At 62.1% G+C, this 24,147-nt stretch carries 27 protein-coding genes; 23 read left to right on the top strand and 4 right to left on the bottom strand.

Annotated features, from left to right (window positions below):
* Positions 1-2: 2 nt before the first annotated feature.
* From ACLEJR_RS03080 to ACLEJR_RS03040, 9 genes are all read left to right on the top strand, one after another.
* A complete protein-coding gene (locus tag ACLEJR_RS03080) occupies positions 3-788 on the top strand; it encodes a protein phosphatase CheZ (protein WP_440795726.1) in 786 nt (261 codons plus the stop codon).
* A 292-nt stretch (positions 789-1,080) separates the two neighbouring features.
* Positions 1,081-3,363: a chemotaxis protein CheA gene (locus tag ACLEJR_RS03075; RefSeq protein WP_440812053.1), complete on the top strand. Its 2,283-nt coding sequence runs from the start codon at positions 1,081-1,083 to the stop codon at positions 3,361-3,363.
* A gap of 48 nt (positions 3,364-3,411) precedes the next feature.
* The gene (locus ACLEJR_RS03070) at positions 3,412-4,542 is read left to right on the top strand and encodes a protein-glutamate methylesterase/protein-glutamine glutaminase (protein ID WP_440795722.1); all 1,131 of its coding nucleotides are present in this window, start codon (positions 3,412-3,414) and stop codon (positions 4,540-4,542) included.
* Entirely contained in the window at positions 4,542-5,282 is a 741-nt protein-coding gene (locus tag ACLEJR_RS03065; protein WP_039593074.1) for a flagellar motor protein, read from the top strand. The genes ACLEJR_RS03070 and ACLEJR_RS03065 overlap by 1 nt, the downstream gene beginning before the upstream one ends.
* Before the next feature lie 15 nt (positions 5,283-5,297).
* Positions 5,298-6,182 (top strand): flagellar motor protein MotD, encoded by an 885-nt coding sequence (gene motD / locus ACLEJR_RS03060; protein ID WP_440795718.1) that lies wholly within the window; start codon positions 5,298-5,300, stop codon positions 6,180-6,182.
* A gap of 48 nt (positions 6,183-6,230) precedes the next feature.
* On the top strand, positions 6,231-7,022 hold the full coding sequence (locus ACLEJR_RS03055; protein ID WP_440795716.1) for a ParA family protein: 792 nt from the start codon (positions 6,231-6,233) through the stop codon (positions 7,020-7,022).
* Between the two features lie 119 nt (positions 7,023-7,141).
* Positions 7,142-8,014 carry a chemotaxis protein CheW gene (locus ACLEJR_RS03050; protein WP_440812050.1) on the top strand — a complete coding sequence of 291 codons (873 nt, stop codon included), beginning with the start codon at positions 7,142-7,144 and terminating at the stop codon, positions 8,012-8,014.
* A 69-nt stretch (positions 8,015-8,083) separates the two neighbouring features.
* Positions 8,084-8,569, top strand: coding sequence for a chemotaxis protein CheW (locus ACLEJR_RS03045; RefSeq protein ID WP_003183968.1), 486 nt, complete (start codon positions 8,084-8,086; stop codon positions 8,567-8,569).
* Between the two features lies 1 nt (position 8,570).
* The gene (locus ACLEJR_RS03040) at positions 8,571-8,966 is read left to right on the top strand and encodes a DUF2802 domain-containing protein (protein ID WP_053154987.1); all 396 of its coding nucleotides are present in this window, start codon (positions 8,571-8,573) and stop codon (positions 8,964-8,966) included.
* A 306-nt stretch (positions 8,967-9,272) separates the two neighbouring features.
* Here the strand turns inward: ACLEJR_RS03040 and ACLEJR_RS03035 are convergent, their stop codons facing one another.
* Both ACLEJR_RS03035 and fliK read right to left on the bottom strand, forming a co-directional pair.
* Positions 9,273-9,602: an EscU/YscU/HrcU family type III secretion system export apparatus switch protein gene (locus ACLEJR_RS03035; protein WP_440812048.1), complete on the bottom strand. Its 330-nt coding sequence runs from the start codon at positions 9,600-9,602 to the stop codon at positions 9,273-9,275.
* On the bottom strand, positions 9,599-11,170 hold the full coding sequence (gene fliK / locus ACLEJR_RS03030) for a flagellar hook-length control protein FliK (RefSeq protein ID WP_440795710.1): 1,572 nt from the start codon (positions 11,168-11,170) through the stop codon (positions 9,599-9,601). The genes ACLEJR_RS03035 and fliK overlap by 4 nt, the downstream gene beginning before the upstream one ends.
* A gap of 344 nt (positions 11,171-11,514) precedes the next feature.
* On the opposite strand from fliK, the gene ccmA reads away from it, so the two are divergent.
* The 11 genes from ccmA (at position 11,515) to ACLEJR_RS02975 (ending at position 21,443) form a co-directional block, all read left to right on the top strand.
* Entirely contained in the window at positions 11,515-12,150 is a 636-nt protein-coding gene (gene ccmA / locus ACLEJR_RS03025; RefSeq protein WP_440795708.1) for a cytochrome c biogenesis heme-transporting ATPase CcmA, read from the top strand.
* Positions 12,147-12,815, top strand: coding sequence for a heme exporter protein CcmB (gene ccmB, locus ACLEJR_RS03020; protein ID WP_440812045.1), 669 nt, complete (start codon positions 12,147-12,149; stop codon positions 12,813-12,815). Before ccmA ends, ccmB begins: the two co-directional genes overlap by 4 nt.
* Before the next feature lie 94 nt (positions 12,816-12,909).
* The gene (locus ACLEJR_RS03015; RefSeq protein WP_440795704.1) at positions 12,910-13,665 is read left to right on the top strand and encodes a heme ABC transporter permease; all 756 of its coding nucleotides are present in this window, start codon (positions 12,910-12,912) and stop codon (positions 13,663-13,665) included.
* Positions 13,662-13,838: a heme exporter protein CcmD gene (ccmD, locus tag ACLEJR_RS03010; RefSeq protein ID WP_007939192.1), complete on the top strand. Its 177-nt coding sequence runs from the start codon at positions 13,662-13,664 to the stop codon at positions 13,836-13,838. Before ACLEJR_RS03015 ends, ccmD begins: the two co-directional genes overlap by 4 nt.
* Positions 13,835-14,290 (top strand): cytochrome c maturation protein CcmE, encoded by a 456-nt coding sequence (gene ccmE / locus ACLEJR_RS03005; protein ID WP_440795700.1) that lies wholly within the window; start codon positions 13,835-13,837, stop codon positions 14,288-14,290. Before ccmD ends, ccmE begins: the two co-directional genes overlap by 4 nt.
* A 3-nt stretch (positions 14,291-14,293) precedes the next feature.
* Positions 14,294-16,282, top strand: coding sequence for a heme lyase CcmF/NrfE family subunit (locus tag ACLEJR_RS03000; RefSeq protein WP_440795698.1), 1,989 nt, complete (start codon positions 14,294-14,296; stop codon positions 16,280-16,282).
* The gene (locus ACLEJR_RS02995; RefSeq protein WP_440795696.1) at positions 16,279-16,815 is read left to right on the top strand and encodes a DsbE family thiol:disulfide interchange protein; all 537 of its coding nucleotides are present in this window, start codon (positions 16,279-16,281) and stop codon (positions 16,813-16,815) included. The genes ACLEJR_RS03000 and ACLEJR_RS02995 overlap by 4 nt, the downstream gene beginning before the upstream one ends.
* Positions 16,812-17,285, top strand: coding sequence for a cytochrome c-type biogenesis protein (locus ACLEJR_RS02990; RefSeq protein WP_440795694.1), 474 nt, complete (start codon positions 16,812-16,814; stop codon positions 17,283-17,285). Before ACLEJR_RS02995 ends, ACLEJR_RS02990 begins: the two co-directional genes overlap by 4 nt.
* Entirely contained in the window at positions 17,278-18,480 is a 1,203-nt protein-coding gene (ccmI, locus tag ACLEJR_RS02985) for a c-type cytochrome biogenesis protein CcmI (protein ID WP_440795692.1), read from the top strand. Before ACLEJR_RS02990 ends, ccmI begins: the two co-directional genes overlap by 8 nt.
* Positions 18,481-18,495: 15 nt before the next feature.
* Positions 18,496-18,903, top strand: coding sequence for a hypothetical protein (locus ACLEJR_RS02980; RefSeq protein ID WP_440795690.1), 408 nt, complete (start codon positions 18,496-18,498; stop codon positions 18,901-18,903).
* A 446-nt stretch (positions 18,904-19,349) separates the two neighbouring features.
* Complete coding sequence (locus ACLEJR_RS02975) at positions 19,350-21,443, top strand: LTA synthase family protein (protein WP_440812043.1); 2,094 nt, start codon at positions 19,350-19,352, stop codon at positions 21,441-21,443.
* 58 nt (positions 21,444-21,501) lie between these two features.
* Here the strand turns inward: ACLEJR_RS02975 and ACLEJR_RS02970 are convergent, their stop codons facing one another.
* Positions 21,502-21,654 (bottom strand): DUF3309 family protein, encoded by a 153-nt coding sequence (locus tag ACLEJR_RS02970; RefSeq protein ID WP_003183939.1) that lies wholly within the window; start codon positions 21,652-21,654, stop codon positions 21,502-21,504.
* Positions 21,655-22,037: 383 nt separating this feature from the next.
* Between ACLEJR_RS02970 and ACLEJR_RS02965 the strand changes: the two genes are divergently transcribed.
* From ACLEJR_RS02965 to csrA, 3 genes are all read left to right on the top strand, one after another.
* Positions 22,038-22,853, top strand: a complete 816-nt coding sequence (locus tag ACLEJR_RS02965) for an SDR family oxidoreductase (protein ID WP_440795686.1) — start codon at positions 22,038-22,040, stop codon at positions 22,851-22,853.
* 70 nt (positions 22,854-22,923) lie between these two features.
* Positions 22,924-23,256 (top strand): YnfA family protein, encoded by a 333-nt coding sequence (locus ACLEJR_RS02960; protein ID WP_440795684.1) that lies wholly within the window; start codon positions 22,924-22,926, stop codon positions 23,254-23,256.
* A 331-nt stretch (positions 23,257-23,587) separates the two neighbouring features.
* Positions 23,588-23,791: a carbon storage regulator CsrA gene (gene csrA / locus ACLEJR_RS02955; RefSeq protein WP_245138722.1), complete on the top strand. Its 204-nt coding sequence runs from the start codon at positions 23,588-23,590 to the stop codon at positions 23,789-23,791.
* Here csrA and ACLEJR_RS02950 read toward each other — a convergent pair.
* Positions 23,780-24,007 carry a YheU family protein gene (locus ACLEJR_RS02950; protein ID WP_003199186.1) on the bottom strand — a complete coding sequence of 76 codons (228 nt, stop codon included), beginning with the start codon at positions 24,005-24,007 and terminating at the stop codon, positions 23,780-23,782. The two genes, csrA and ACLEJR_RS02950, sit on opposite strands and share 12 nt — an antisense overlap.
* Positions 24,008-24,147 lie beyond the last annotated feature (140 nt).

Raw genomic sequence — 24,147 nt, 5'->3', positions numbered from 1 at the left:
CTATGGATAACGAATCTTCTATGGGCGATTTCGAATCGACCCTGAAAAAACATGCCCGCGAACTGGTCGAGAGCCTTGAAAAAGGTCGTTTTGGCGATGCGGTTCAAATGATCCATGAGCTCAACCAGACCCGTGACCGCGGTCTGTATCAGGAAGTGGGCAAGCTCACGCGTGAATTGCACAGCGCGATTGTCAATTTCCAGATCGACCCGCACATGCCGCAGGCCGAGGAAGTCTCGCAGATCACCGACGCCACCGAGCGTCTGGGTTATGTGGTCAAGCTGACCGAGGCTGCGGCCAACCGCACCATGGACCTGGTGGAAAATGCCACGCCGCTGGTCAATGGCCTGAGCGAAGAAGCCCAGGCCTTGAGCACCGACTGGGGGCGTTTCATGCGGCGCGAAGTCGGGGCTGAAGAGTTCCGGGAACTGGCCCGTCGGGTTGACGCTTTTCTGACGCGCAGCAGCACCGAAGGCCGCGCCGTTGCAAGCAACCTCAACGATATCTTGCTGGCCCAGGACTATCAGGACCTGACCGGCCAGGTCATCAAGCGGGTGACCCAACTGGTCACCGAAGTGGAAAGCAATCTGCTCAAGCTGGTGCTGATGGCCAGCCAGGTTGACCGCTTTGCAGGCATCGAACACGACCGTGCAGCGATACTTGCAGAAAAAGATCCACAAAAACATCTCTCTCAGGGTGAAGGTCCGCAGATTCATGCCGATAAAAGAGAAGACGTTGTGTCCGGTCAGGACGATGTGGACGATTTGCTGTCCAGCCTTGGATTCTGAGTTTGTAGGTCGTGATGACGGTTAATGCCGGTCGCGCCGTGCCCCACAAGGCGCAAGACTAGGCACGAGGAGTGCGGTTTGGTTTTCCAAATGAACGACGAGTAACGACGGCTTGCGCCTTGTGGGGCGCGGCCCGGAGGGTTGGAGCTGTGAGCGCGCCATGCCGCGTTGCGAAACTTGGTAAGGAAACAACCCTTACCCGCGTCTCGCGCCTTGCCTGGCACGCTCAAAGCTCCAACGCTATCCGGCATTAACCGTCATCACGACCTACCTGTTTTAGGAGCAGCCATTAATGAGCTTCGGCGCCGATGAAGAGATCCTTCAGGATTTCCTGGTTGAGGCCGGCGAGATTCTAGAGCAACTTTCCGAGCAACTGGTCGAGCTGGAAAGCCGACCGGATGATGCGGACCTGCTCAATGCAATTTTTCGCGGTTTCCACACTGTAAAAGGAGGCGCCGGCTTCCTCCAGCTCAACGAGCTGGTGGAGTGCTGTCACATTGCCGAGAACGTGTTCGACATCCTGCGCAAGGGTGAGCGTCGCGTTGACGCAGAGTTGATGGACGTGGTGCTTGAAGCGCTGGATGCGGTCAACAGCATGTTCAGCGAAGTGCGCGAGCGCTCGCCGATTACCCCCGCTACACCTGAGCTGCTCGCCGCGCTGTCGCGCCTGGCCGAGCCGCAATCGGCTGACGAAGCCGCGCCGGAAGCTGCGCCGGCCGTCGAGGCGGTGGTCGAGGAGCCGGTCGCCGAAGAGTCGGGCGATATCACCGATAATGAATTCGAACAACTGCTGGACTCGCTGAACGCCGTCAAGGCCGAGGCCGAGGCTCCGGCGGCGCCTGCTGCGCCCGCAACGCCTGCGGCCGATGCCGCTGCCAGCGATGAAATCACCGACGCCGAGTTCGAGTCGCTGCTCGACCAGCTCCATGGCAAGGGCCAGTTCGCCGTCGATGCCGTCGTTCCTCCTGCGGCTCCCACAGCGGCTGCCGCTGCGCCGAAAGCGGCGGGCGACAACTCGGACATCACCGACGACGAATTCGAAGCCTTGCTCGATCAGTTGCATGGCAAGGGTACCTTTGCCGTCGACGCGCTGGACTCGGCCATCGCTTCGGCGCCGGCGCCGGCCCAGCCCGCCGCCGCTGTGGCTGGTAGTGATCTGATCACTGACCAGGAATTCGAATCGCTGCTCGACGAATTGCACGGCAAAGGCAAGTTCAGCGAAGTCGCTACGACCTCCGCTGCGCCTGCTGCTGCCACCACGGCTACGCCGGTGGCCAAGGCTGCGCCAAAGCCCGCCGCCAAGGCGCCGGAACCAAAAACCGAGGCGCCCAAGCCTGCCGCGGCCGCCGCCCCGGCGCCAGCCCGCGCCGCCGCCGCGCCGCCACCGGAAAAACCGGCCAGCGAAGCCGAGACCACTGTGCGGGTCGACACCGCACGCCTGGACGAGATCATGAACATGGTCGGCGAACTGGTGCTGGTGCGTAACCGCCTGGTGCGCCTGGGCCTCAACAGCCAGGACGAAGCCATGTCCAAGGCCGTGTCGAACCTCGACGTGGTCACGGCTGACTTGCAGACCGCGGTCATGAAGACCCGGATGCAACCGATCAAGAAAGTCTTCGGGCGTTTCCCACGCCTGGTTCGCGACCTGGCTCGCCAGCTCAAGAAAGAAATCAACCTGGAACTGGTGGGTGAAGAGACCGACCTCGACAAGAACCTTGTCGAGGCCCTGGCCGACCCGCTGGTCCACTTGGTGCGCAACGCGGTCGACCACGGTATCGAGTCGCCGGAAGAGCGTGAAGCCGCAGGCAAGGTCCGCAGCGGCAAGGTTATCCTGGCCGCCGAGCAGGAAGGCGATCACATCCTGTTGTCGATCTCCGACGACGGCAAGGGCATGGACCCGGAAGTGTTGCGTGCCATCGCGGTGAAACGCGGGGTGATGGACAAGGATGCCGCCGATCGCCTGAGCGACACCGAGTGCTACAACCTGATCTTCGCCCCGGGCTTCTCCACCAAGACCGAGATTTCCGACGTGTCGGGCCGCGGCGTGGGCATGGACGTGGTGAAGACCAAGATTTCCCAGCTCAACGGTTCGATCAACATCCACTCGGTCAAGGGCTCGGGTTCGAAGATCCTCATCAAGGTCCCGCTGACCCTGGCGATCATGCCGACCCTGATGGTGATGCTGGGCAACCAGGCGTTCGCTTTCCCACTGGTCAACGTCAACGAGATCTTCCACCTCGACCTGTCGCGCACCAACGTGGTGGACGGCCAGGAAGTGGTGATCGTGCGGGACAAGGCGCTGCCACTGTTCTACCTCAAGCGCTGGTTGGTCAGCTCCGCAGCCCATGTGGAGCAGGGCGAGGGCCATGTGGTGATCCTTTCGGTGGGCACCCAGCGGATCGGCTTTGTCGTCGATCAGCTCGTGGGCCAGGAAGAAGTGGTCATCAAGCCGTTGGGCAAGATGCTCCAGGGCACCCCGGGCATGTCCGGCGCTACCATCACCGGCGACGGCCGCATCGCGTTGATTCTCGATGTGCCTAGCATGCTCAAGCGTTACGCCGCACGGCGTATTTGATTCTGGAGGGGCGTGGCCTCGAGCCGCGCCTCGTCTAACGGAGTGTTTATGGTCGTTAAAGTCCTGGTGGTGGACGATTCGGGGTTTTTCCGCCGCCGCGTCTCGGAAATTCTTTCGGCGGACACGACGATTCAAGTCGTGGGCACCGCAACCAACGGTAAAGAGGCAATCGATCAGGCGCTGGCGCTCAAGCCGGACGTGATCACCATGGACTACGAGATGCCGATGATGGATGGCATCACGGCGGTGCGGCATATCATGCAGCGCTGCCCGACCCCGGTTTTGATGTTCTCTTCCCTGACCCACGAAGGCGCCCGGGTGACCCTCGATGCGCTGGACGCCGGGGCGGTGGACTTCCTGCCGAAGAATTTCGAAGACATCTCGCGCAACCCTGACAAGGTCCGGCAGTTGCTGTGCGAGAAGGTCCACAGTATTTCCCGCAGCAATCGCCGTGTCAGCGCCTACAGCGCGCCGGCACCGGCAGCGGCACCAAGCCCCGCGCCAGCACCGGCTTCGTCATCGAGTAGCTTCAATCCGGCACCGGTGCGCAGTGCTCCGGCACCGGCACCTGCTCGCCCGGCGCCTGCCAGTGCCTCGTCGCCATCGCCCAAGCGCAAAGCCTACAAGCTGGTCGCCATCGGCACGTCCACCGGCGGTCCGGTGGCCCTGCAACGGGTCCTGACCCAGTTGCCGGCCAGTTTCCCGGCGCCGATCGTGCTGATCCAGCATATGCCGGCAGCCTTCACCAAGGCCTTCGCCGAGCGCCTGGACAAGCTGTGCAACATCAGCGTCAAGGAAGCCGAGGATGGCGACATCCTGCGTCCGGGCCTGGCGCTGCTCGCGCCGGGTGGCAAGCAAATGATGGTCGATGGCCGTGGCGCGGTGAAAATCCTGCCGGGAGATGAGCGTCTGAATTACAAGCCGTGCGTGGACATCACGTTCGGCTCTGCGGCGAAATCCTACGGTGACAAAGTTCTGGCGGTGGTCCTTACCGGCATGGGCGCCGATGGTCGCGAAGGCGCCCGCCTGCTCAAGCAGGGTGGCAGTGCGATCTGGGCCCAGGACGAAGCCAGTTGCGTGATCTACGGCATGCCGATGGCGATCGTCAAGGCAGACCTCGCCGATGCGGTTTACAGCCTGGATGACATCGGCCGGCATCTGACCGAGGCATGCCTGTAATGGATGTGCTCAGCCTGATCGGCATCATCATGGCGTTCGTCGCCATCATTGGCGGCAACTACCTGGAAGGCGGACACCTGGGCGCCCTGGCCAATGGCCCGGCGGCGTTGATCGTGCTCGGTGGCACCATTGGCGCGGCATTGTTGCAGTCGCCCATGAGCGCATTCAAGCGCGCCATGCAGGTGCTGGTCTGGATCCTGTTCCCACCCCGGGTCGACCTGGCCGGCGGTATCGACCGCGTGGTGAACTGGAGCCTGACCGCGCGCAAGGAAGGCTTGCTGGGCCTGGAAGGGGTGGCCGATGCCGAACCCGACAGCTACTCGCGCAAGGGCTTGCAATTGTTGGTCGACGGTGCCGAGCCTGAGGCCATCCGCAGCATTCTGGAAGTGGATTTCTACACCCAGGAAAGCCGCGACATCGAGGCCGCCAAGGTGTTCGAAAGCATGGGCGGCTATGCGCCGACCATCGGTATCATCGGCGCGGTGATGGGTCTGATTCACGTCATGGGCAACCTGGCCGATCCGTCGCAACTGGGCAGCGGCATCGCCGTGGCTTTCGTCGCCACGATTTACGGTGTGGCGAGTGCCAACCTGGTGTTACTGCCGATCGCGGCCAAGCTCAAGTCCATCGCGTTGCGCCAGTCGCGCTATCGCGAAATGCTGCTGGAAGGGATCCTGTCGATTGCCGAAGGCGAGAATCCGCGCTCCATTGAATTGAAGCTCCAAGGCTTCATGGATTGATGGGGAGAATGGACCATGGCTCGTCGCAGGCACACTGAAGAACACGTCAACCATGAACGCTGGCTGGTTTCCTACGCCGACTTCATCACGCTGCTGTTCGCCTTTTTCGTGGTCATGTATTCGATCTCGTCGGTCAACGAAGGCAAGTACAAGGTCATTTCCGAGGCGCTGATCGGGGTCTTCACCGATTCGGATCGCGCCCTCAAGCCGATTCCCATCGGCGACGAACGGCCCAAGACCACCACACCGGCCAAGCCGTTGGTCAAGGACTCCGAGCAGGTCGACGCGGGCATCGCCGGCGGCAGCGATCCGTTGAAAAGCATCGCCGATGACATCAGCGCGGCCTTCGGTGACCTGATCAGCTCCAACCAGATGACCGTGCGCGGCAACGAGCTGTGGGTCGAGATCGAGCTCAATTCCAGCCTGCTGTTCGGCAGCGGCGATGCGATGCCCAGTGACATGGCTTTCAATATCATCGACAAGGTGGCGGCGATCCTTAAGCCGTTCGACAACCCGATTCATGTCGAAGGATTTACCGACGACCAGCCGATCCGGACGGCGCAATACCCCACCAACTGGGAACTGTCTTCCGCCCGTTCGGCGAGCATCGTGCGGATGCTGGCGATGCAGGGTGTCAATCCCGGTCGCCTGGCCTCGGTGGGCTACGGTGAATTCCAACCGGTGGCCAATAACGCCACCGCCGAGGGACGGGCGCGTAACCGGCGTGTCGTACTGGTCGTGTCGCGTAATCTTGACGTACGGCGCAGCCTGACCGGTACCGGGACGGCCAACGCGACGCCGGACGCGGCGTTGAAGCGCGCTGGCACACAAACTGCACCGCCCCCGGTCAAGTCGCCGGGAAGACAGAGTGCCGTCAATTCTCCGTCACCCGCTTTATAACGAGCCATGTCTCGGTCGAGCCTGTTTCGGCCGGGAGGAACGATCCGAATGAGAGTCTGGGCAGTCGCCAATCAAAAAGGTGGTGTGGGCAAAACCACATCTTCCATCGCTTTAGCCGGGTTGCTGGCCGAGGCGGGCAAGCGCGTGGTCATCGTCGACCTGGACCCGCACGGCTCGATGACCAGCTACTTCGGCTACGACCCCGATAGCCTGGAGCACAGCAACTACGACCTGTTCCTGCACAAGGGCACGGTGCCCGAAGGATTGCCGGGTCAATTGCTGCTGTCCACCAGCGACGAGCGGATTTCCCTGTTGCCGTCGAGTACCGCCCTGGCAACCCTGGAGCGTCAGTCACCAGGGCAGGGTGGCCTGGGACTGGTGATCGCCAAGACTCTGGCGCAGCTGTGGCAGGACTTCGATTACGCGATCATCGACAGCCCGCCGCTGCTGGGGCTGCTGATGGTCAATGCCTTGGCCGCCAGCCAGCAACTGGTCATCCCGGTGCAAACCGAACACCTGGCCGTCAAAGGGCTGGAACGCATGGTCAATACGCTGGAGATGGTCAACCGCTCGCGCAAGCAATCGCTGGCCTTCAACATCGTCCCGACCCTGTTCGACCGTCGGACCCAGGCGTCCCTTGGCACATTACGCGTATTGCGGGACATGTACCCGGATGACATCTGGCAAGGCTACATCCCTGTCGATACCCGATTGCGCGATGCCAGCCGCGCAGGCGTCACGCCTTCGCAGTTCGATGGCAAGAGCCGTGGCGTGCTGGCCTACCGCGCGCTGCTCAAGCATCTGCTGGCCCAGCAACTCGTTTCCCAGCAGGTGGCTTGATTGAACGCTCTTTTATTACACCCTTCGGCGGCGCCTGCCCATTGGGCGCTCGACCGTGTTGCAGCCTCAAGTCTCGTGGCAATCATGCCGATAACCTCTACATGCGGCGTACTGTTGCCATGAGCCGCCCGATAAAGACGACCTCGCGCCCGCAACTGGCCTTGCAGTCCTATCTGGACGGGCTGTTGCAGGAAGCGACCGAAGAATTGCCACCGCAGCCGAGCGTGGTCGAGGCGTTGCCCGACCCCGTCCAAGCCAGGGGTGAGCTGGATGATTTTCAGGCGGCCGTGCTCGAAGAGCAGGCCCGCGATGCACGGAACGCGGTGAAGGCCGCGGCGATAGAGGCACCGTTCATCAAGCCGAAAGTGGCAGTGATCGACGCCCCCGCGCCGATCCTGGCGCCGGTGTCGACCGTTGCGCCGTTGCTGCAAGGCCTGGTGGCCCCGGTGGTGGAAGTCCACATGCCACCGAGCAACACGCCGCCACCGGTGCAGGAGGACGACCGTCCGGCCTGGGCTGGCGAGCCGTTCGAGTGCCTGTTGTTCGATGTGGCGGGCCTGACGCTCGCGGTGCCGCTGGTGTGCCTGGGCTCGATTTATTCCCTGGCCGGGCAGGAGTTGACGCCGTTGTTCGGCCAGCCGGACTGGTTCCTCGGGATCCTGCCGAGCCAGGCCGGCAACCTGAAAGTGCTGGATACGGCACGTTGGGTCATGCCGGACCGTTATCGCGATGATTTTCGCCAGGGCTTGCAGTATGTGATTTCGGTGCAAGGGTATGAGTGGGGATTGGCGGTGCATCAGGTCAGTCGCTCGCTGCGCCTGGACCCGAACGAGATCAAGTGGCGCAGCCACCGAGGGCAACGGCCATGGCTGGCCGGTACGGTGATCGAACACATGTGCGCCTTGCTGGACGTTTCCGAGCTGGCAGAGTTGATCGCCAGTGGCGGAGCAAAACACCTGGGCGGCGGCAAGCCGGTCCAGAAACCGAAATAACACAACCGTGACGCACCGCGTCATGGGACAGAACACACCGCCACAGGCGGTTTTTCGAGGGGTCAGGGTATGAATGATAAGGCGTCGTCTCTCAAGGGTTCCGAAGATCCGATCTTGCAATGGGTGACCTTCAAGCTCGACAACGAAACCTACGGTATCAACGTGATGCGCGTCCAGGAAGTGCTGCGCTATACCGAGATCGCTCCGGTACCGGGTGCGCCAAGCTATGTGTTGGGCATCATCAACCTGCGGGGTAACGTGGTCACGGTGATCGACACCCGCCAGCGTTTCGGCCTGAGCTCCACCGAGGTCAATGACAACACCCGCATCGTGATCATCGAGGCGGACAAGCAAGTGGTCGGTATCCTGGTCGACAGCGTCGCCGAAGTGGTTTACTTGCGTCAGTCGGAAATCGAAACCGCGCCTAACGTCGGTAACGAAGAGTCGGCCAAGTTCATCCAAGGTGTCTGCAACAAGAACAACGAGTTGCTGATCCTGGTCGAACTGGAAAAAATGATGAGCGAAGAAGAGTGGTCGGAACTGGAGAGTATCTGATTTGATTCTTGAGGTAGCAGTCATTGTCCTGTTCCTTTTCTGGGCAGGCACGCTGGCGATGTTCCTGGCGTACATACGTGGCCAGCGGCAGATCGCCGCTCAGCAGGCCCAGGGCGATGCGCTGCGCGACCAGCGCATCAAGGACCTGGCCAAGCGCGTCGACGATTACCAGAACGGCACCGTGCGCATGGGTGAAGCCATCCATGAGCTGCGTGCCGTGCTCGCGCCATTGCCGGACAAACTCGCCCAACTGGAACAGCGCGACCCCTCCAGCCTGTCCTTCGCCCAGGCCGCCCGCCTGGTCGGCATGGGCGCCAGCGTCGACGAACTGACCCAGGCCTGCGGTCTGACCCAGGCCGAAGCGGAGTTGATGAGCAAATTGCACAGAGGCGGCTGACCGCCTTCGCCCGGAATCCATGTGGGAGCGAGCCTGCTCGCGACAGCGGTGTGACAGTCAGTAGCGATGTTGAACGTCCGGCCGCCATCGCGAGCAGGCTCGCTCCCACAGGTTTTTCTGGCGTTCGCCACAAGGACCGAAGTCGCCCCGATCTTCAGTGAACCGCAATCCCCGTGGCGAGGGAGCTCGCTCCCGCTGGGCTGCGCAGCGGCCCTAAGATCTTGCGGCTGCTGCGCACCCGAGCGGGAGCAAGCTCCCTCGCCACAGTTGGGTGCATACCGATGTTCAGCGCAACACCGGTACCGCTCAATAATCGTCGCCGCGCTCGGTCACGTCTTTCTCGACACTCGGCGCGTCAGGATCATGGCCCTGGGGAAATTTTCCCTTGAGGTTCCAGGCGAATGCGATGATTTCGGCAATCGTGCGGTACAGCTCTTGGGGGATGCTGTCGCCCAGTTCCAGCCGTGCCAGGAGCTTCACCAGCTCGGCGTTTTCGTAGATCGGCACTTCGCTGTCCCGAGCGATCCGCAGGATTTCCTCCGCCAGGGCTTCGTCGCCCTTGGCGGTGAGGGTCGGGGCATGCTGGCCGTCGTATTTGAGCGCGATGGCCTGGCGGGGTTCGGTGTGGGTTGTCATGCGGTTTCGTCCACCCAGCGTTGTTCGAGGCGAGTCTTAGGACCCTGTGGCGGGGTACCGAGATGGCAGTTCAGTTCGCCGACGTTCAGGCCGCAGGTCACCAGGCGCTCACGCAGCGCCGACAGGTGGCTTTCGATCAGGCTCGCGGTGTATGGCCGTTGCGCCCATAGCTGACTCGACAGCGTGCCGCTGAGCAGTTGTACCTGAACCTGCAACGGCCCCAGCGGCGCCATGTCGAAGGCCATCTCGACCCGCCACAGTTGCTGTTTCGTTTCACGCTCTTCGCGGCGCTGCTGAGGGTGATCCCGGGGAGTGGTTTCCTCGCGCTGGAACTTGAGCTGCAGCGGTACGATGTCCTGCAGGTTGCGCATCGGGACTTCCAATTGCCAGGTGCTCATCAACCGGCCATCGTCGGTCAGGCCGGTCTGTTCCAGGCTCGACAACTGATGACTTTGCAGTCGCGACACGGCCGCGGCGGCCAGGCGCAGTAGGTGCTCCAGATCGCCTTCCTGGTCCTGCTCTTTCAGCAGGCGCGAGGGTAACGGAAAGCTGGTGGGTTGTGGCTTGGCGCTGACCTGGCCGAGCATGCCCAGGGCACTGCGTACGAAGTTGGGCATGGCCTGGGCAAGTGTATTGGCCGCGATCACCGCACCAAGACTGGTGGAGGCGGGCAGGGCTGGAGTCAGTTGGGCAATCAGCTTCAGCAGGTCGCTCTTCATGTCCGGCGCCTGGCCAATGGGCTGTCCGGCGAGCAGTTTGCTTTCCAGGAACACTCCGCTGGCGGCGATGGCCTGGGCCAACCCCTTGGGCGAGCTCAGTTGCTGCACGTCCGGCAGGCCGGCCAGCAGGCGGGTCACTGCCGCACGCAGTTCAGTGCCGGTATCGTCGGTGGCCGGCAGGTTCTGCAGCATGGCGAGCAGGCTGTCCAGCGAGCCCTGGCGACTCACCTGGGTCACCAATTGCTGGCTCACCGCCAGTTGTTCCTGATGATTGCTCAGCGGTACGAACTTCAGTGTCTGGGCATCTTGCACCTGGGCGCTCAACAGCGTGCCGATACGCAGCGGCTGGGGGCTGTCGATATCCAGCGTGGCGCCAACTTGGGCGGTGTTGAGCAAGCTCACCAACGACCGATAAACAACCGGCTGCCCAGGCACTTGCGGCAGTGCCTGGCTGGTCAGTACCTTGCCTTGCAGCAGGGTGCCGACGGGCAATTGCGCGGTATCGATCCGAGTCAGGGTCGCAACCGTGGAGGCAACGACCTGTTGCACGGCAATCGCCAGGTTGCTCGGTGACGGCTGGGTCACGGCCAGGCTGGTGCCTTGGGGCAACGGTTGGGTGCTGGTAGCCTGCACCGTGGTCTGGCGGCCGCTGTCCAGGGTGACCTTGAGCAACAGCTGGAAAGTCTGGTCGGCCTGTTTGAGCGACAGCACTTCGGCCTGGGCGGTCTGGCCGGAACCTATCAGGCCCTCGGCGGGGGCCAGCAGTTTGAGCAGCTCGCCACTGATCACCGGCGTACGGGGCGCCGCCGTGGGCGGGGTGATCGGCAGGATGTTGATGTCGCCTGTCATCTGCGGTCTTACCTTGGAGAAAAATAAGCTCTCTTTAGACCTGGGGCCGACATGTATAATGCGGCCCGTCTTTCAGGGAGTGGCGAAAAACCTAGGCTGTGTACGAAATAGTTTGAAACGCTGGTTAGGCAAGGCAAAAACCGGCGAGGAAGCGGAGTTGACTGGTTGTCAATGAGCATTCCGAGCCGGTTTTTAACGCCGCATAACCAAGTTTCAAGCTATTTCGTACATAGCCTAGCAATTGTTTGACGCAGCTCTGTAAAGCAGGCTGTCAATGCATCTATGCTGCACCACTTTAACGGCCGCTGCACCGCCGACTTGAACCGTATAAGGCCCGCGATCCCTTGACCAGTCCTCTCTTGCAAACCGTCGGCCTCGCCTGTGAGCGAGACTTGCGACTGCTTTTCGAGCATCTCGAATTGAGACTCTCGGCGGGCGATATGGTGCAGATCAGCGGTCCCAACGGCAGTGGCAAGACCAGCCTGTTGCGCCTGTTGGCTGGGCTGATGCAACCGACTGCGGGCCAGGTGTTGCTCAATGGCCGGCCCTTGCAGGCGCAACGCAGCGAACTGGCGCGCAACCTGCTCTGGATCGGCCACGCCGCCGGAATCAAGGATCTGCTGACCCCCGAAGAAAACCTCAGCTGGCTCTGTGCGCTGCACCGACCGGTCGGGCGCGAGGCGATCTGGCAGGCGTTGGCCACGGTAGGTCTGCGTGGCTTCGAAGATGTGCCGTGCCACACCCTGTCGGCCGGCCAGCAACGTCGCGTGGCCCTGGCCCGGCTGTATCTGGACAGCCCGCCGCTGTGGATCCTCGACGAACCCTTCACCGCCCTCGACAAGCAAGGTGTGGCGCAGCTTGAGGAGCATCTGGCCCGGCATTGCGAAAGCGGCGGCATGGTGTTGTTGACCACCCACCACACCCTGGCGCGGATGCCGTCCGGTTATCGCAACGTTGATCTGGGGAACTGGGCCGTATGAGTGTGTTCGGTTTGTTGCTGGCTCGCGAGGCGCGCCTGTTGTTCCGGCGTCCGGCCGAGCTGGCCAATCCGTTGGTGTTCTTCGCGATCGTCATTGCGCTGTTCCCCCTGGCGGTCGGCCCGGAGACTCAATTGTTGCAAACCTTGTCGCCGGGACTGGTCTGGGTGGCGGCACTTTTATCGGTCCTGCTCTCGCTGGACGGGCTTTTCCGCAGTGATTTCGAAGACGGTTCCCTGGAACAGTGGGTCCTTTCGCCGCACCCCCTGGCCCTTCTGGTTTTGGCCAAGGTGCTGGCACACTGGGTGTTTTCGGGATTGGCGCTGGTGCTGCTCTCGCCCCTGCTGGCGATGATGCTGGGACTGCCCGCCGCGTGCATGCCGGTGCTGCTGCTGTCGCTGTTGCTGGGCACGCCGGTGCTCAGCCTGCTCGGCGCGGTGGGCGCGGCTTTGACGGTGGGGCTCAAGCGTGGCGGCCTGCTGCTGGCCCTGTTGATCCTGCCGCTGTATATCCCGGTATTGATCCTCGGCAGTGGTGCCTTGCAAGCCGCATTGCAAGGTATGCCGGCAACCGGTTATCTGCTTTGGCTTGGGAGCCTGACCGCCCTGGCGATAACCCTGACACCCTTTGCAATAGGCGCTGGCCTGAAGATCAGCGTCGGCGAATAATAACGAGGCCTGGTCAAAAATTGACCACTTCCCAGGAAGTAAAGGCAGACCCGGCGGCTCGTGATGGCGAGCCGCGACCGTGATGGAAACAGCAATGAACTGGACCTGGTTTCATAAGCTCGGCTCACCCAAGTGGTTCTACGGCATCAGCGGCAAGCTGTTGCCCTGGTTGAGCATCGCCGCGGTGCTGCTGATTGGCTGCGGCGTCGTCTGGGGTCTGGCCTTCGCGCCGCCGGACTACCAGCAAGGCAACAGCTTTCGCATCATCTATATCCATGTACCCACCGCCATGCTGGCCCAGTCCGTCTATGTGATGCTGGCGGTGTGCGGCGTGGTCGGGCTGGTGTGGAAGATGAAACTGGCCGACGTCGCCCTGCAATGCGCCGCGCCCATCGGCGCCTGGATGACCGCCGTGGCGCTGGTCACCGGGGCCATCTGGGGCAAGCCGACCTGGGGTTCGTGGTGGGTCTGGGATGCCCGACTGACGTCGATGCTGATCCTGCTGTTCCTGTACTTCGGTCTTATTGCGCTGGGCAACGCCATCAGCAATCGTGACAGCGCCGCCAAGGCCTGCGCGGTGCTGGCGATTGTCGGGGTGATCAACATCCCGATCATCAAATACTCCGTGGAGTGGTGGAACACCCTGCACCAGGGCGCCACGTTCAAACTGACCGAGAAACCGGCGATGCCCGTCGAGATGTGGCTGCCGCTGCTGCTCACTGCATTGGGTTTCTACTGCTTCTTCGGTGCCGTGCTGTTGCTGCGCATGCGCCTGGAAGTACTCAAGCGTGAGTCCCGGGCCAGTTGGGTGAAGGCCGAAGTGCAGAACAGTCTGGAGGCCGCTCGATGAGTTTCGCTTCATTCGGCGATTTCCTCGCCATGGGCCATCATGGCCTGTATGTCTGGTCAGCCTACGGCATCTGCCTGGCGGTGCTGGCCCTCAACGTGGCGGCGCCGATCCTGGCCCGCAAGCGGTATCTGCAACAAGAGGCGCGTCGTCTGCGCCGGGAGAATGGCCAGTGAATCCGCTGCGCAAAAAACGTCTTGTCATCATTCTGGCGATCCTGGTGGGTGTTGGCGCCGCCGTCGGCCTGGCCCTGAGCGCCTTGCAGCAGAACATCAATCTGTTTTACACCCCGACACAGATCGCCAACGGCGAAGCGCCTAAGGACACGCGTATTCGCGCCGGCGGCATGGTGGAGGAAGGCTCGCTGGTGCGCTCCGGGGATTCCCTGGACGTGAAGTTCAATGTCACCGACTTCAACAAGAGCGTGACCATCACCTATCGCGGCATCCTGCCGGACCTGTTCCGCGAGGGGCAGGGTATCGTCGCCCTGGGCAGACTCAATGCCGACGGCGTGGTGGTGGCCGACGAAGTACTGGCCAAGCACGATGAAAAATACATGCCGCCGGAAGTGACCAAGGCCTTGAAAGACAGCGGCCAGTCGGCGCCCGCTCCCGTGAAGGAGGGTTGATCGATGACTGCCGGCATCTTTATTCCTGAGTTGGGTCATCTGGCGATGATCCTGGCCCTGTGCTTTGCCCTGGTGCAGGCGGTGGTGCCCCTGTTGGGCGCCTGGCGCGGCGACCGCCTGTGGATGAGCCTGGCCCAGCCGGCGGCGTGGGGGCAGTTCGCGTTCATGCTGTTCGCCTTCGGCTGCCTGACCTATGCCTTTATGGTCGATGATTTCTCAGTGGCCTATGTGGCCAGCAACTCCAACAGCGCCTTGCCCTGGTACTACAAGTTCAGCGCGGTGTGGGGCGCCCACGAAGGTTCGCTGCTGCTCTGGGCCTTGATCCTTGCTGGCTGGACCTTCGCGGTCTCGGTGTTTTCCCGGCAACTGCCCCAGGTGATGCTGGCCCGGGTACTGGCGGTGATGGGCCTGATCAGCACCGGTTTCCTGCTGTTTCTGATTGTCACCTCCAACCCGTTCGAACGCATCCTGCCCCAGATACCGGTGGACGGTCGCGACCTCAACCCGTTGCTGCAGGACATTGGCCTGATCGTTCACCCGCCGATGCTTTACATGGGGTATGTCGGTTTCTCGGTGGCGTTCGCCTTTGCGATTGCGGCATTGCTGGGTGGGCGTCTCGACGCCGCGTGGGCGCGCTGGTCCCGTCCGTGGACCATCGTCGCCTGGGCATTCCTCGGCATCGGTATCACCCTGGGCTCGTGGTGGGCCTATTACGAACTCGGCTGGGGCGGCTGGTGGTTCTGGGACCCGGTGGAAAACGCCTCGTTCATGCCCTGGCTGGTGGGCACCGCGCTGATTCACTCCCTGGCGGTCACGGAAAAGCGTGGCGTGTTCAAGAGCTGGACCGTGCTGCTGGCCATCGCCGCGTTTTCCCTGAGCCTGCTGGGAACGTTCCTGGTGCGTTCCGGGGTGTTGACGTCGGTGCATGCCTTCGCCTCTGACCCCGAGCGCGGCGTGTTCATCCTGATTTTCCTGCTGTTCGTGGTCGGAGGTTCGCTGACGTTGTTCGCCGTACGCGCACCGGTGGTGAAGAGCCAGGTCGGCTTCAACCTCTGGTCGCGGGAAACCCTGCTGCTGGGCAACAACCTGGTGCTGGTGGTGGCCGCGTCGATGATCCTGTTGGGAACCTTGTATCCGCTGGTGCTCGACGCCTTGTCCGGGGCCAAGCTGTCGGTCGGCCCGCCGTACTTCAACGCGCTGTTCATTCCGTTGATGGCGATCCTGATGGTGGTCATGGCCGTGGGCGTGCTGGTGCGCTGGCAAGACACCCCGCTCAAGTGGCTGATGGGCATGCTCACCCCGGTGTTGCTGGGCACCGCAGCGCTGGCCGTGGTGGCCGGCGTGGCCTATGGCGATTTCAACTGGGCGGTGCTGGCGACGTTCATGTTGGCGGCCTGGGTGTTGCTGGCGGGCGTGCGGGACATCTTCGACAAGACTCGGCACAAAGGCCTGATCAAAGGCCTGCCAACCCTGACCCGCAGCTATTGGGGCATGCAGATCGCCCACCTGGGCATCGCCGTCTGCGCCTTGGGCGTGGTGCTGTCCAGCCAGAACAGCGCCGAACGCGACCTGCGCCTGGCGCCGGGCGAATCCATGGACCTGGCCGGTTATCAGTTCGTGTTCGAGGGCGCCAGGCATTTTGAAGGTCCTAACTTCACCTCCGACAAAGGCACCGTGCGGGTGATTCGTGACGGCCGGGAAATCACGGTATTGCACCCGGAGAAACGCCTCTACACCGTGCAGAACTCGGTGATGACCGAAGCCGGGATCGACGCTGGTTTCACCCGCGATCTCTACGTGGCGCTGGGTGAATCCCTGGGCGACGGCGCGTGGGCGGTGCGGGTACACGTCAAGCCGTTCGTACGCTGGATCTGGTTTGGCGGCCTGCTCACCGGCCTGGGCGGCGCGTTGGCCGCGCTGGACCGACGTTACCGAGTCAAAGTGAAAACCCGGGTGCGTGAAGCCCTGGGCGTGACGGGAGCCACTGCATGAAACGTTGGTTGATGTTGTTGCCGCTGGCGCTGTTCCTGGTGATGGCGGTCTTTCTGTACCGCGGCCTGTACCTGAACCCGTCCGATTTGCCTTCGGCGATGATCGGCAAGCCATTTCCCGAGTTTTCCCTGCCCTCGGTGCAGGGCGACAAGACCCTCACCCGCGCCGATCTGCTGGGCAAGCCGGCGTTGGTCAACGTCTGGGGCACTTGGTGCATCTCTTGCCGGGTCGAGCATCCGGTGTTGAACAAACTGGCGCAGAATGGCGTGGTGATCTATGGCGTCAACTACAAGGACGTCAATGCCGATGCCTTGAAGTGGCTTGCCGAATTCCACAATCCCTATCAGCTGGACATCCGCGACGAAGACGGCTCCCTGGGCCTGAACCTGGGCGTCTACGGCGCGCCGGAAACCTTCTTCATCGATGCCAAGGGCATCATCCGTGACAAATTCGTCGGGGTGATCGACGAACAGGTCTGGCGCGAGAAACTCGCCGCCAAGTACCAGGCGCTGGTGGACGAGGCCAAGCCATGAAGCGCTGGCTAGCGGCTGCTGTCCTGGGCTTGAGCATGGTCGGTGTGGCCCATGCCGCCATCGACACTTACGAATTCGCCAACGACGGCGAGCGCGAACGGTTTCGCGAGCTGACCAAGGAACTGCGCTGCCCCAAGTGCCAGAACCAGGACATCGCCGATTCCAATGCACCGATTGCCGCCGACCTGCGCAAGGAAATTTTCCGCATGCTGGGCGAGGGCAAGGACAACCAGCAGATCATCGATTTCATGGTGGATCGCTACGGTGAGTTCGTGCGCTACAACCCCGCCTTGTCTTCCAAGACCGCACTGCTGTGGTTCGGCCCGGCCGGGCTGTTGCTCGGTGGTTTCGTGGCCATTGCGCTGATCGTGCGCCGGCGCCGGGTCCAGCGCACGGCTGCCCCGGACACGCTTTCTGTCGAAGAGCGCCAGCGCCTCGACCAACTGTTGGATAAAACCAAGCATGATTGATTTCTGGCTCGCCGCAGGTCTGCTTCTCCTGGTTGCCCTGAGTTTTCTATTGATCCCGGTACTGCGCGGTCGCCGCGCTCAGTTGGAGGAGGATCGCACCGCCCTCAACGTGGCGTTGTACCAGGAGCGAATCGCCCAATTGCAGGCCGAGCGGGAGGAGGGCGTGCTCAATGCCGCGCAACTGGACACCGGTCGCGCCGAAGCGGCCCGTGAGCTGTTGGCCGACACCGAAGGCGCCGAGGCGCCGCGTGAATCCCGCTTGGGCAAGCCGTTGCCGCTGCTCGCTGCGGTGTTGGTACCGGTGTTGGGCGTGGCGCTGTACCTGCATTTCGGTGCCAGCGACAAGGTCGAACTGACCCGCGAATTTGCACAGGCGCCACAATCGATGCAAGACATGACCCGGCGCCTGGAGCGTGCGGTGGCGGCGCAGCCGGACTCCGCCGAGGGCTTGTACTTCCTGGGCCGTACCTACATGGCCCAGGACCGGCCTGCGGATGCGGCGAGAATTTTCGAGCGTACCGTGGCGGTGGCCGGGCGCCAACCCGAGCTGCTGGGGCAATGGGCCCAGGCGCAATATTTCGCCGATGGCAAGAAATGGTCGGACAAAGTCCAGGCGCTGACGGACGAAGCGCTGAAGCTCGATCCCAAGGAAGTCACCAGCCTCGGCCTGCTGGGCATCGCTGCATTCGAAGGCGAGCGTTATCAGGAGGCAATCGATTACTGGAGCCGCCTGCTGGCGCAACTGCCGGAGGGTGACAAATCCCGCGAGGCGTTGCAGGGTGGCATCACTCGCGCCACCGAGAAGCTTGAGGCCAGCGGCGGCAAGGTTGCCCAGGCGCCAGCGGCCAAGGCCGCAGCACTGCTAAAGGTCCGTGTCGACCTGGCGCCGGCCCTCAAGGCCAAGGTCCAGCCGGGTGACAGCGTGTTCGTCTTCGCCCGCGCCGCTTCCGGCCCGCCGGCGCCGTTGGCGGCCAAACGCCTGACGGTGGCCGATCTGCCGGTGACGGTCGAGCTGGGCGACGCTGACGCAATGATGCCGCAACTGAAACTGTCGAACTTCCCCGAAGTCCAACTGGTGGCGCGCATCTCCCGGGCCGGCCAGCCGACCGCCGGTGAGTGGATCGGCCGCAGCCAACCCCTGGCGAGCAGCACCACCGCGCCGCAGCAACTGACCATCGACAGCCCGGACCAATAACAGGAAGCCCGCACCATGACCGCCATCGCTCGTATCACCTTGCTCACGCTCGTCCTGGGCCTGAGCGCTTGTGCGGTCCAGCGTCCGCCCGAGCCTTCGGCGCCGCTGCCACCGATCCCGCCTTCGACTCCGACCACCAAGCCGGGGCCGTCCACGCCGCCGGGCAAGCCCGTCACCCCGAACAAACCGGCCAAGCCGGTGCCGCGCACCTCCGCCAGCTTCGCTCCGCCACCGGGTGGCAACAGCCATTGGGACGCCAAGCTTGGGGTCTATGTGCTGGATAACCAGACCAACACCTTCTATCGCCAGCGCACCTATTACCGCTGGAACAACGGCTGGAGCCGCTCCGTCAGCCCCAACGGGCCGTGGGAAGACACCACCATCGAAGGCGTGCCGGCGGGGCTGGGGCGTCAGTTTCACTGAGTACGCCGAACTGCTGTGGCAGAAGAGCTGCTGTGGTGAAGGCGCTTTCTGTGGCGAGGGAGCTTGCTCCCGCTGGGCCGGTCCGACGCCTAGGGCGAGCAGCCCCAATCCGGTTATCGCGTTCGATCAGGCATGCCTCATGAGTCTGTTTGCGACTGCTGCGCAGTCGAGCGGGAGCAAGCTCCCTCGCCACAATGAAGTTCGTTTCACTTGCCAAAGTGCATCCCCAGCTTTTTGTGTTTCCGAATATTCATTGAACAAAATTTTCACAAAATCTTGCGGACAATCCCCGCGCTTTAGTTGCAGCCGGTTATTTAATGGCAATGCCGTGGCCGTTCGTGCAACATTTGCGCTTTCGCGCAAGCCCCGGACCTGGCATGGGTCGATAGAGGGTGCGCCGCTGTTTCTTTTTTTGTCACTCAAACTCCAATAGGTCCTAAAACGACATGGCAATCCCGGACGCCCTGAGTCAGCAGCGCACTACGCATCGCCTGCTGCAACCGACCGTCAAATCGCACCTGGCCTACACGTTGCTTTGTGCCTTGGTGATGATGGTCATGTTCAGCCTGCTGCGCCTGGCGCTGCTGGTCTATAACCGCGAGATGATCCTCGACACGCCGGCCTCGACCTTCGTTGAGGCATTCGCCAACGGCCTGCGTTTCGACCTGCGGCTGGTGGTCTATCTCAGCATCCCGCTGCTGCTGGCATTGTTCAGCGCCCGGGCCATGGCGGCACGCGGGTTCTTTCGTTTCTGGCTGACCGTCACTTCCAGCATCGCGCTGTTCCTCGGCTTGATGGAGATGGACTTCTACCGCGAGTTCCACCAGCGCCTCAACGGCCTGGTCTTCCAATACGTAAAGGAAGATCCGAAAACCGTGATGAGCATGCTCTGGTACGGTTTCCCCGTGGTCCGCTACCTGCTGGCCTGGGCCGGCGGCACTCTCATCCTGAGCCTGGCGTTCAAGGGCGCCGACCGGGCGACCCGTCCGCGCGGCCCGTTCAGCGGCGGCAGCATCGGCACCCGCCAGGTCGCGCCGTGGTATGGACGCGTCGCGGTATTCATCGTCTGCCTGCTGGTGGCCGTGGTGGCCGCCCGTGGCACCCTGCGCCAGGGCCCTCCGCTGCGTTGGGGTGACGTCTACACCACCGACTCGAACTTCGCCAACCAGCTGGGCCTCAACGGTACGCTGTCGCTGGTGGCAGCGGCCAAGAGCCGGATGTCCGAGGACCGTGACAACATCTGGAAGGCGACTCTAGAGCAGCCGCTGGCCCAGCAGACCGTGCGCGACATGCTGGTGTTGCCCGACGACAAGCTCGTCGACACCGGTACCGCCGCAGTGCGTCGCGACTATACGCCGCCTGCCGCAAAGACACTGCCGATCAAGAACGTGGTGGTGATCCTCATGGAGAGCATGGCCGGCCATTCGGTCGGCGCGTTGGGCGCACCGGGCAACATCACGCCCTACCTGGACAAGTTATCCAAGGAAGGCCTGTTGTTTGACCGTTTCTTCTCCAACGGCACTCACACCCACCAAGGCATGTTCGCCACCATGGCGTGCTTCCCGAACCTGCCGGGTTTCGAATACCTGATGCAGACGCCGGAAGGCAGCCACAAGCTGTCCGGCCTGCCGCAACTGCTCAGTGCCCGCGACTACGATGACGTGTATGTCTACAACGGCGATTTTGCCTGGGACAACCAGTCAGGCTTCTTCAGCAGCCAGGGCATGACCAACTTCATCGGGCGTAACGACTTCGTGAACCCGGTGTTCTCCGACCCGACCTGGGGCGTGTCCGACCAGGACATGTTCGACCGGGGCCTGATCGAGCTCAAGGCGCGGGAAAACGGCAAGCCGTTCTATGCCTTGCTGCAAACCCTGTCCAACCACACGCCTTATGCCCTGCCGACGCCATTGCCGGTGGAGCGGGTCACTGATCGCGGCAACCTCAACGAACACCTGACCGCCATGCGTTACGCCGACTGGGCGTTGGGCCAGTTCTTCGAGAAGGCGCGCAAGGAGCCTTACTTCAAGGAAACCTTGTTCGTGGTGGTCGGCGACCATGGTTTCGGCAACGAGCGGCAGATTACCGGCATGGACCTGGGCCGCTTCAACGTACCCCTGCTGCTGATTGGCCCGGGCGTGCAGGAAAAATTCGGCCAGCGTAACCATACTGTCGGCACCCAGGTCGATATCGTACCGACCATCATGGGCCGCATCGGCGGGCAAGTGCGTCACCAATGCTGGGGGCGTGACCTGTTGAACCTGCCGCAAGGTGATACCGGTTTTGGTGTGATCAAGCCGTCGGGCAGTGACCAGACCACCGCCATCCTGCGCGACGACCGCATCCTGGTCCTGCAGAAGGAAAAGGACATGCCGCCCAAGATGTACCGCTATGAATTGGGGGCCCATCCACGTGCCGAAGTCATTCCCGATGCACCGGACACCGCGCAGATGAAGCTCCAGCTCGAATCATTCCTGCAAACGGCGACCAAGAGCCTGCTGGACAACACCGCTGGCGTTGTTGATGGCAAGCCGGACTGACAGTTGGCGAGCATAAAAAAAGAGGCCTTATAAAGGCCTCTTTTTTTTGCTCAGTGGTTTATATCTTGCCCAGTAACAACAGGACCAGCAGCACCACCAACACTACACCGATGATACCGGACGGGCCGTAACCCCAACTTCTGGAGTGCGGGAAGACCGGCAGGCCACCGATCAGCAGAAGGATCAGAATAATGATGAGAATTGTGCCCATGGGTAGATTTCCTTATTGGTCAGTTCTGGGTTGATGCAACTTTTAACTGCCAGCGCGCATGCATTGAATCCGGGCGGCTTAATAAGTCCGACCGTAACGTCCTGTAAAAAATTCAATGTTTTTTATTGGTCTAGGAAGTGCAGGTGCCCGGCGATACCTTGTGGCGAGGGAGCTTGCTCCCGCTCGAGTGCGCAGCGCTCGCAAGCTTTTTGCGGTCGCTGCGCAACCGAGCGGGAGCAAGCTCCCTCGCCACGAGAACCAGCCCAGGTATCAAAGGTTGTCGCGGTTTGCCCCCGCCATTCAGCAATCTGATGGAGCGTGGGTCGGCCAGGGGCCTTCGCTACACTTCGCCCATCTCTCCCGGAACAACAAGGCTGTCTGCTATGCAAAATCGCATGATGATCACTGGTGCCGGCTCTGGCTTGGGGCGCGAAATCGCGCTGCGCTGGGCCCGCGAAGGCTGGCGACTGGCCTTGTCGGATGTCGCCGAACCTGGCCTGGTGGAAACCCTCAGGCTGGTGCGCGAGGCCGGCGGTGACGGTTTCATCCAGCGTTGCGATGTACGCGACTACAGCCAGTTGACCGCATTCGCCCAGGCCTGCGAAGAGAAGCTCGGCGGTATCGATATCATCGTCAACAATGCCGGCGTGGCTTCGGGCGGGTTCTTCAGCGAACTTTCCCTGGAAGACTGGGACTGGCAGATCGCGATCAACCTGATGGGCGTGGTCAAGGGCTGCAAGGCGTTCCTGCCGTTGCTGGAAAAAAGCCGCGGCAAGATCATCAACATCGCCTCCATGGCGGCGCTGATGCAAGGCCCGGCCATGAGCAACTACAACGTTGCCAAGGCGGGTGTGGTGGCGTTGTCCGAGAGCCTGCTGGTGGAACTGGCGCAGCAGGAGATCGGCGTGCATGTGGTCTGCCCGTCGTTCTTCCAGACCAATCTGCTCGATTCATTCCGTGGCCCGACGCCGGCGATGAAAGCCCAGGTCGGCAAGTTGCTGGAAAGCTCGCCGATCACCGCCGCCGATATCGCCGACTACATCTACCAACAGGTTGGCGAAGGCCAATTCATGATCCTGCCTCATGAACAGGGCCGTATGGCCTGGGCCATGAAGCAGAAGAATCCGCAGTTGCTGTACAACGAAATGACCGCCATGGCCGACAAGATGCGCGCCAAGGCCCGGCAGAATCCGGCCTGACCCGCGAAGTTGACCTGCATGGCCCGTGCCCTCAGGATGGCGCCTTTCGGCCCTCCTGACGGACACCTGGATGCTCAATTACGTATGGTTCTTTCTCGCCGCGCTGTTTGAGATCGCCGGCTGCTACGCCTTCTGGATGTGGTTGCGCCAGGGCAAGAGTGCCTGGTGGATCATCCCTGCGCTGCTGAGCCTGACGCTCTTCGCCCTGTTGCTGACCCGCATCGAAGCCACCTATGCCGGACGCGCCTACGCCGCCTACGGGGGCATCTATATCATCGCTTCGATCAGCTGGCTGGCGGTGGTCGAGCGGGTGCGGCCACTGGGTTCGGACTGGATCGGCGTGGCGCTCTGTGTGCTGGGCGCGAGTGTGATCCTGTTCGGTCCGCGCTTTTCGGCCTCATGAAACGGCCCGGTTCGGGCGCAATGCTGTTCACTTAAGGTTTATCACATGTCGTGGCGAGGGAGCTTGCTCCCGCTGGGCTGCATAGCAGCCCCAGAAGCTTGGGACCGCTACGCCGAGGCGTCGGACCGGCCCAGCGGGAGCAAGCTCCCTCGTCACGGGGCGATGACGTTCCTTAAGTGAACGGCATTGCGGTTTGGGTGGATTTTGCAGGACATTTCCGTCAGCCGTCAGAGCTTTGCTTGTAGGGCCTTACTGAATTCTCGCGGCTCTCTTGAGAACTGTGGGCAGGCCGGGCATGGTCAAGGTCCAGACATTCTTAAGGACAAGAACCATGCTCGTACTTAGCCGCGCTGTGGGTGAACTGATTTCCATCGGTGACGATATTTCCGTCCGCGTGCTGTCGATTACCGGCGGCACCGTGCGCTTTGGTGTGGAAGCACCACGGCACGTCGATGTTCACCGCTCCGAAATCTACGAAAAGATCCAGAGGAAAAAGGCCAATGTCGCTCGCAAGGCGGCGTGTTCAGTCGAATAGATGCTTGGGCACGTCGTGCTTGAGCATTAGCTGGCACTGTTCGCTTTCAGGGTCGAAGACGATCAGTGCCTGGCCTTTGGTCAAGGCCTGCCTGACCCGCAATACGCGGGTTTCCAGGGGCGTGTCGTCGCCGTTGTCGGTGCCGTCGCGGGTCACGAAGTCCTCGATCAGGCGGGTGAGCGTGTCGACTTCGAGTTGGTCGTGGGGAATCAGCATGGGGCATCTCGGGTTAGGCAGTGTCGCGATGCTACGGCGATTGGGGGTTGGCGGCTAGCCTGTTTGGCTCCCGGATTCTTGTGGGAGCCGAGCTTGCTCGCGATAGCGGTAGATCAGTCAACATCAATTTTGAATGTCAG

The organism is Pseudomonas sp. SMN5 (genome assembly GCF_052041925.1).
In the GTDB taxonomy this organism is placed as follows: domain Bacteria; phylum Pseudomonadota; class Gammaproteobacteria; order Pseudomonadales; family Pseudomonadaceae; genus Aquipseudomonas.
The sequence above is the reverse complement of the archived record's forward strand: the minus strand, read 5'-3'. Positions and strand labels throughout refer to the sequence as shown.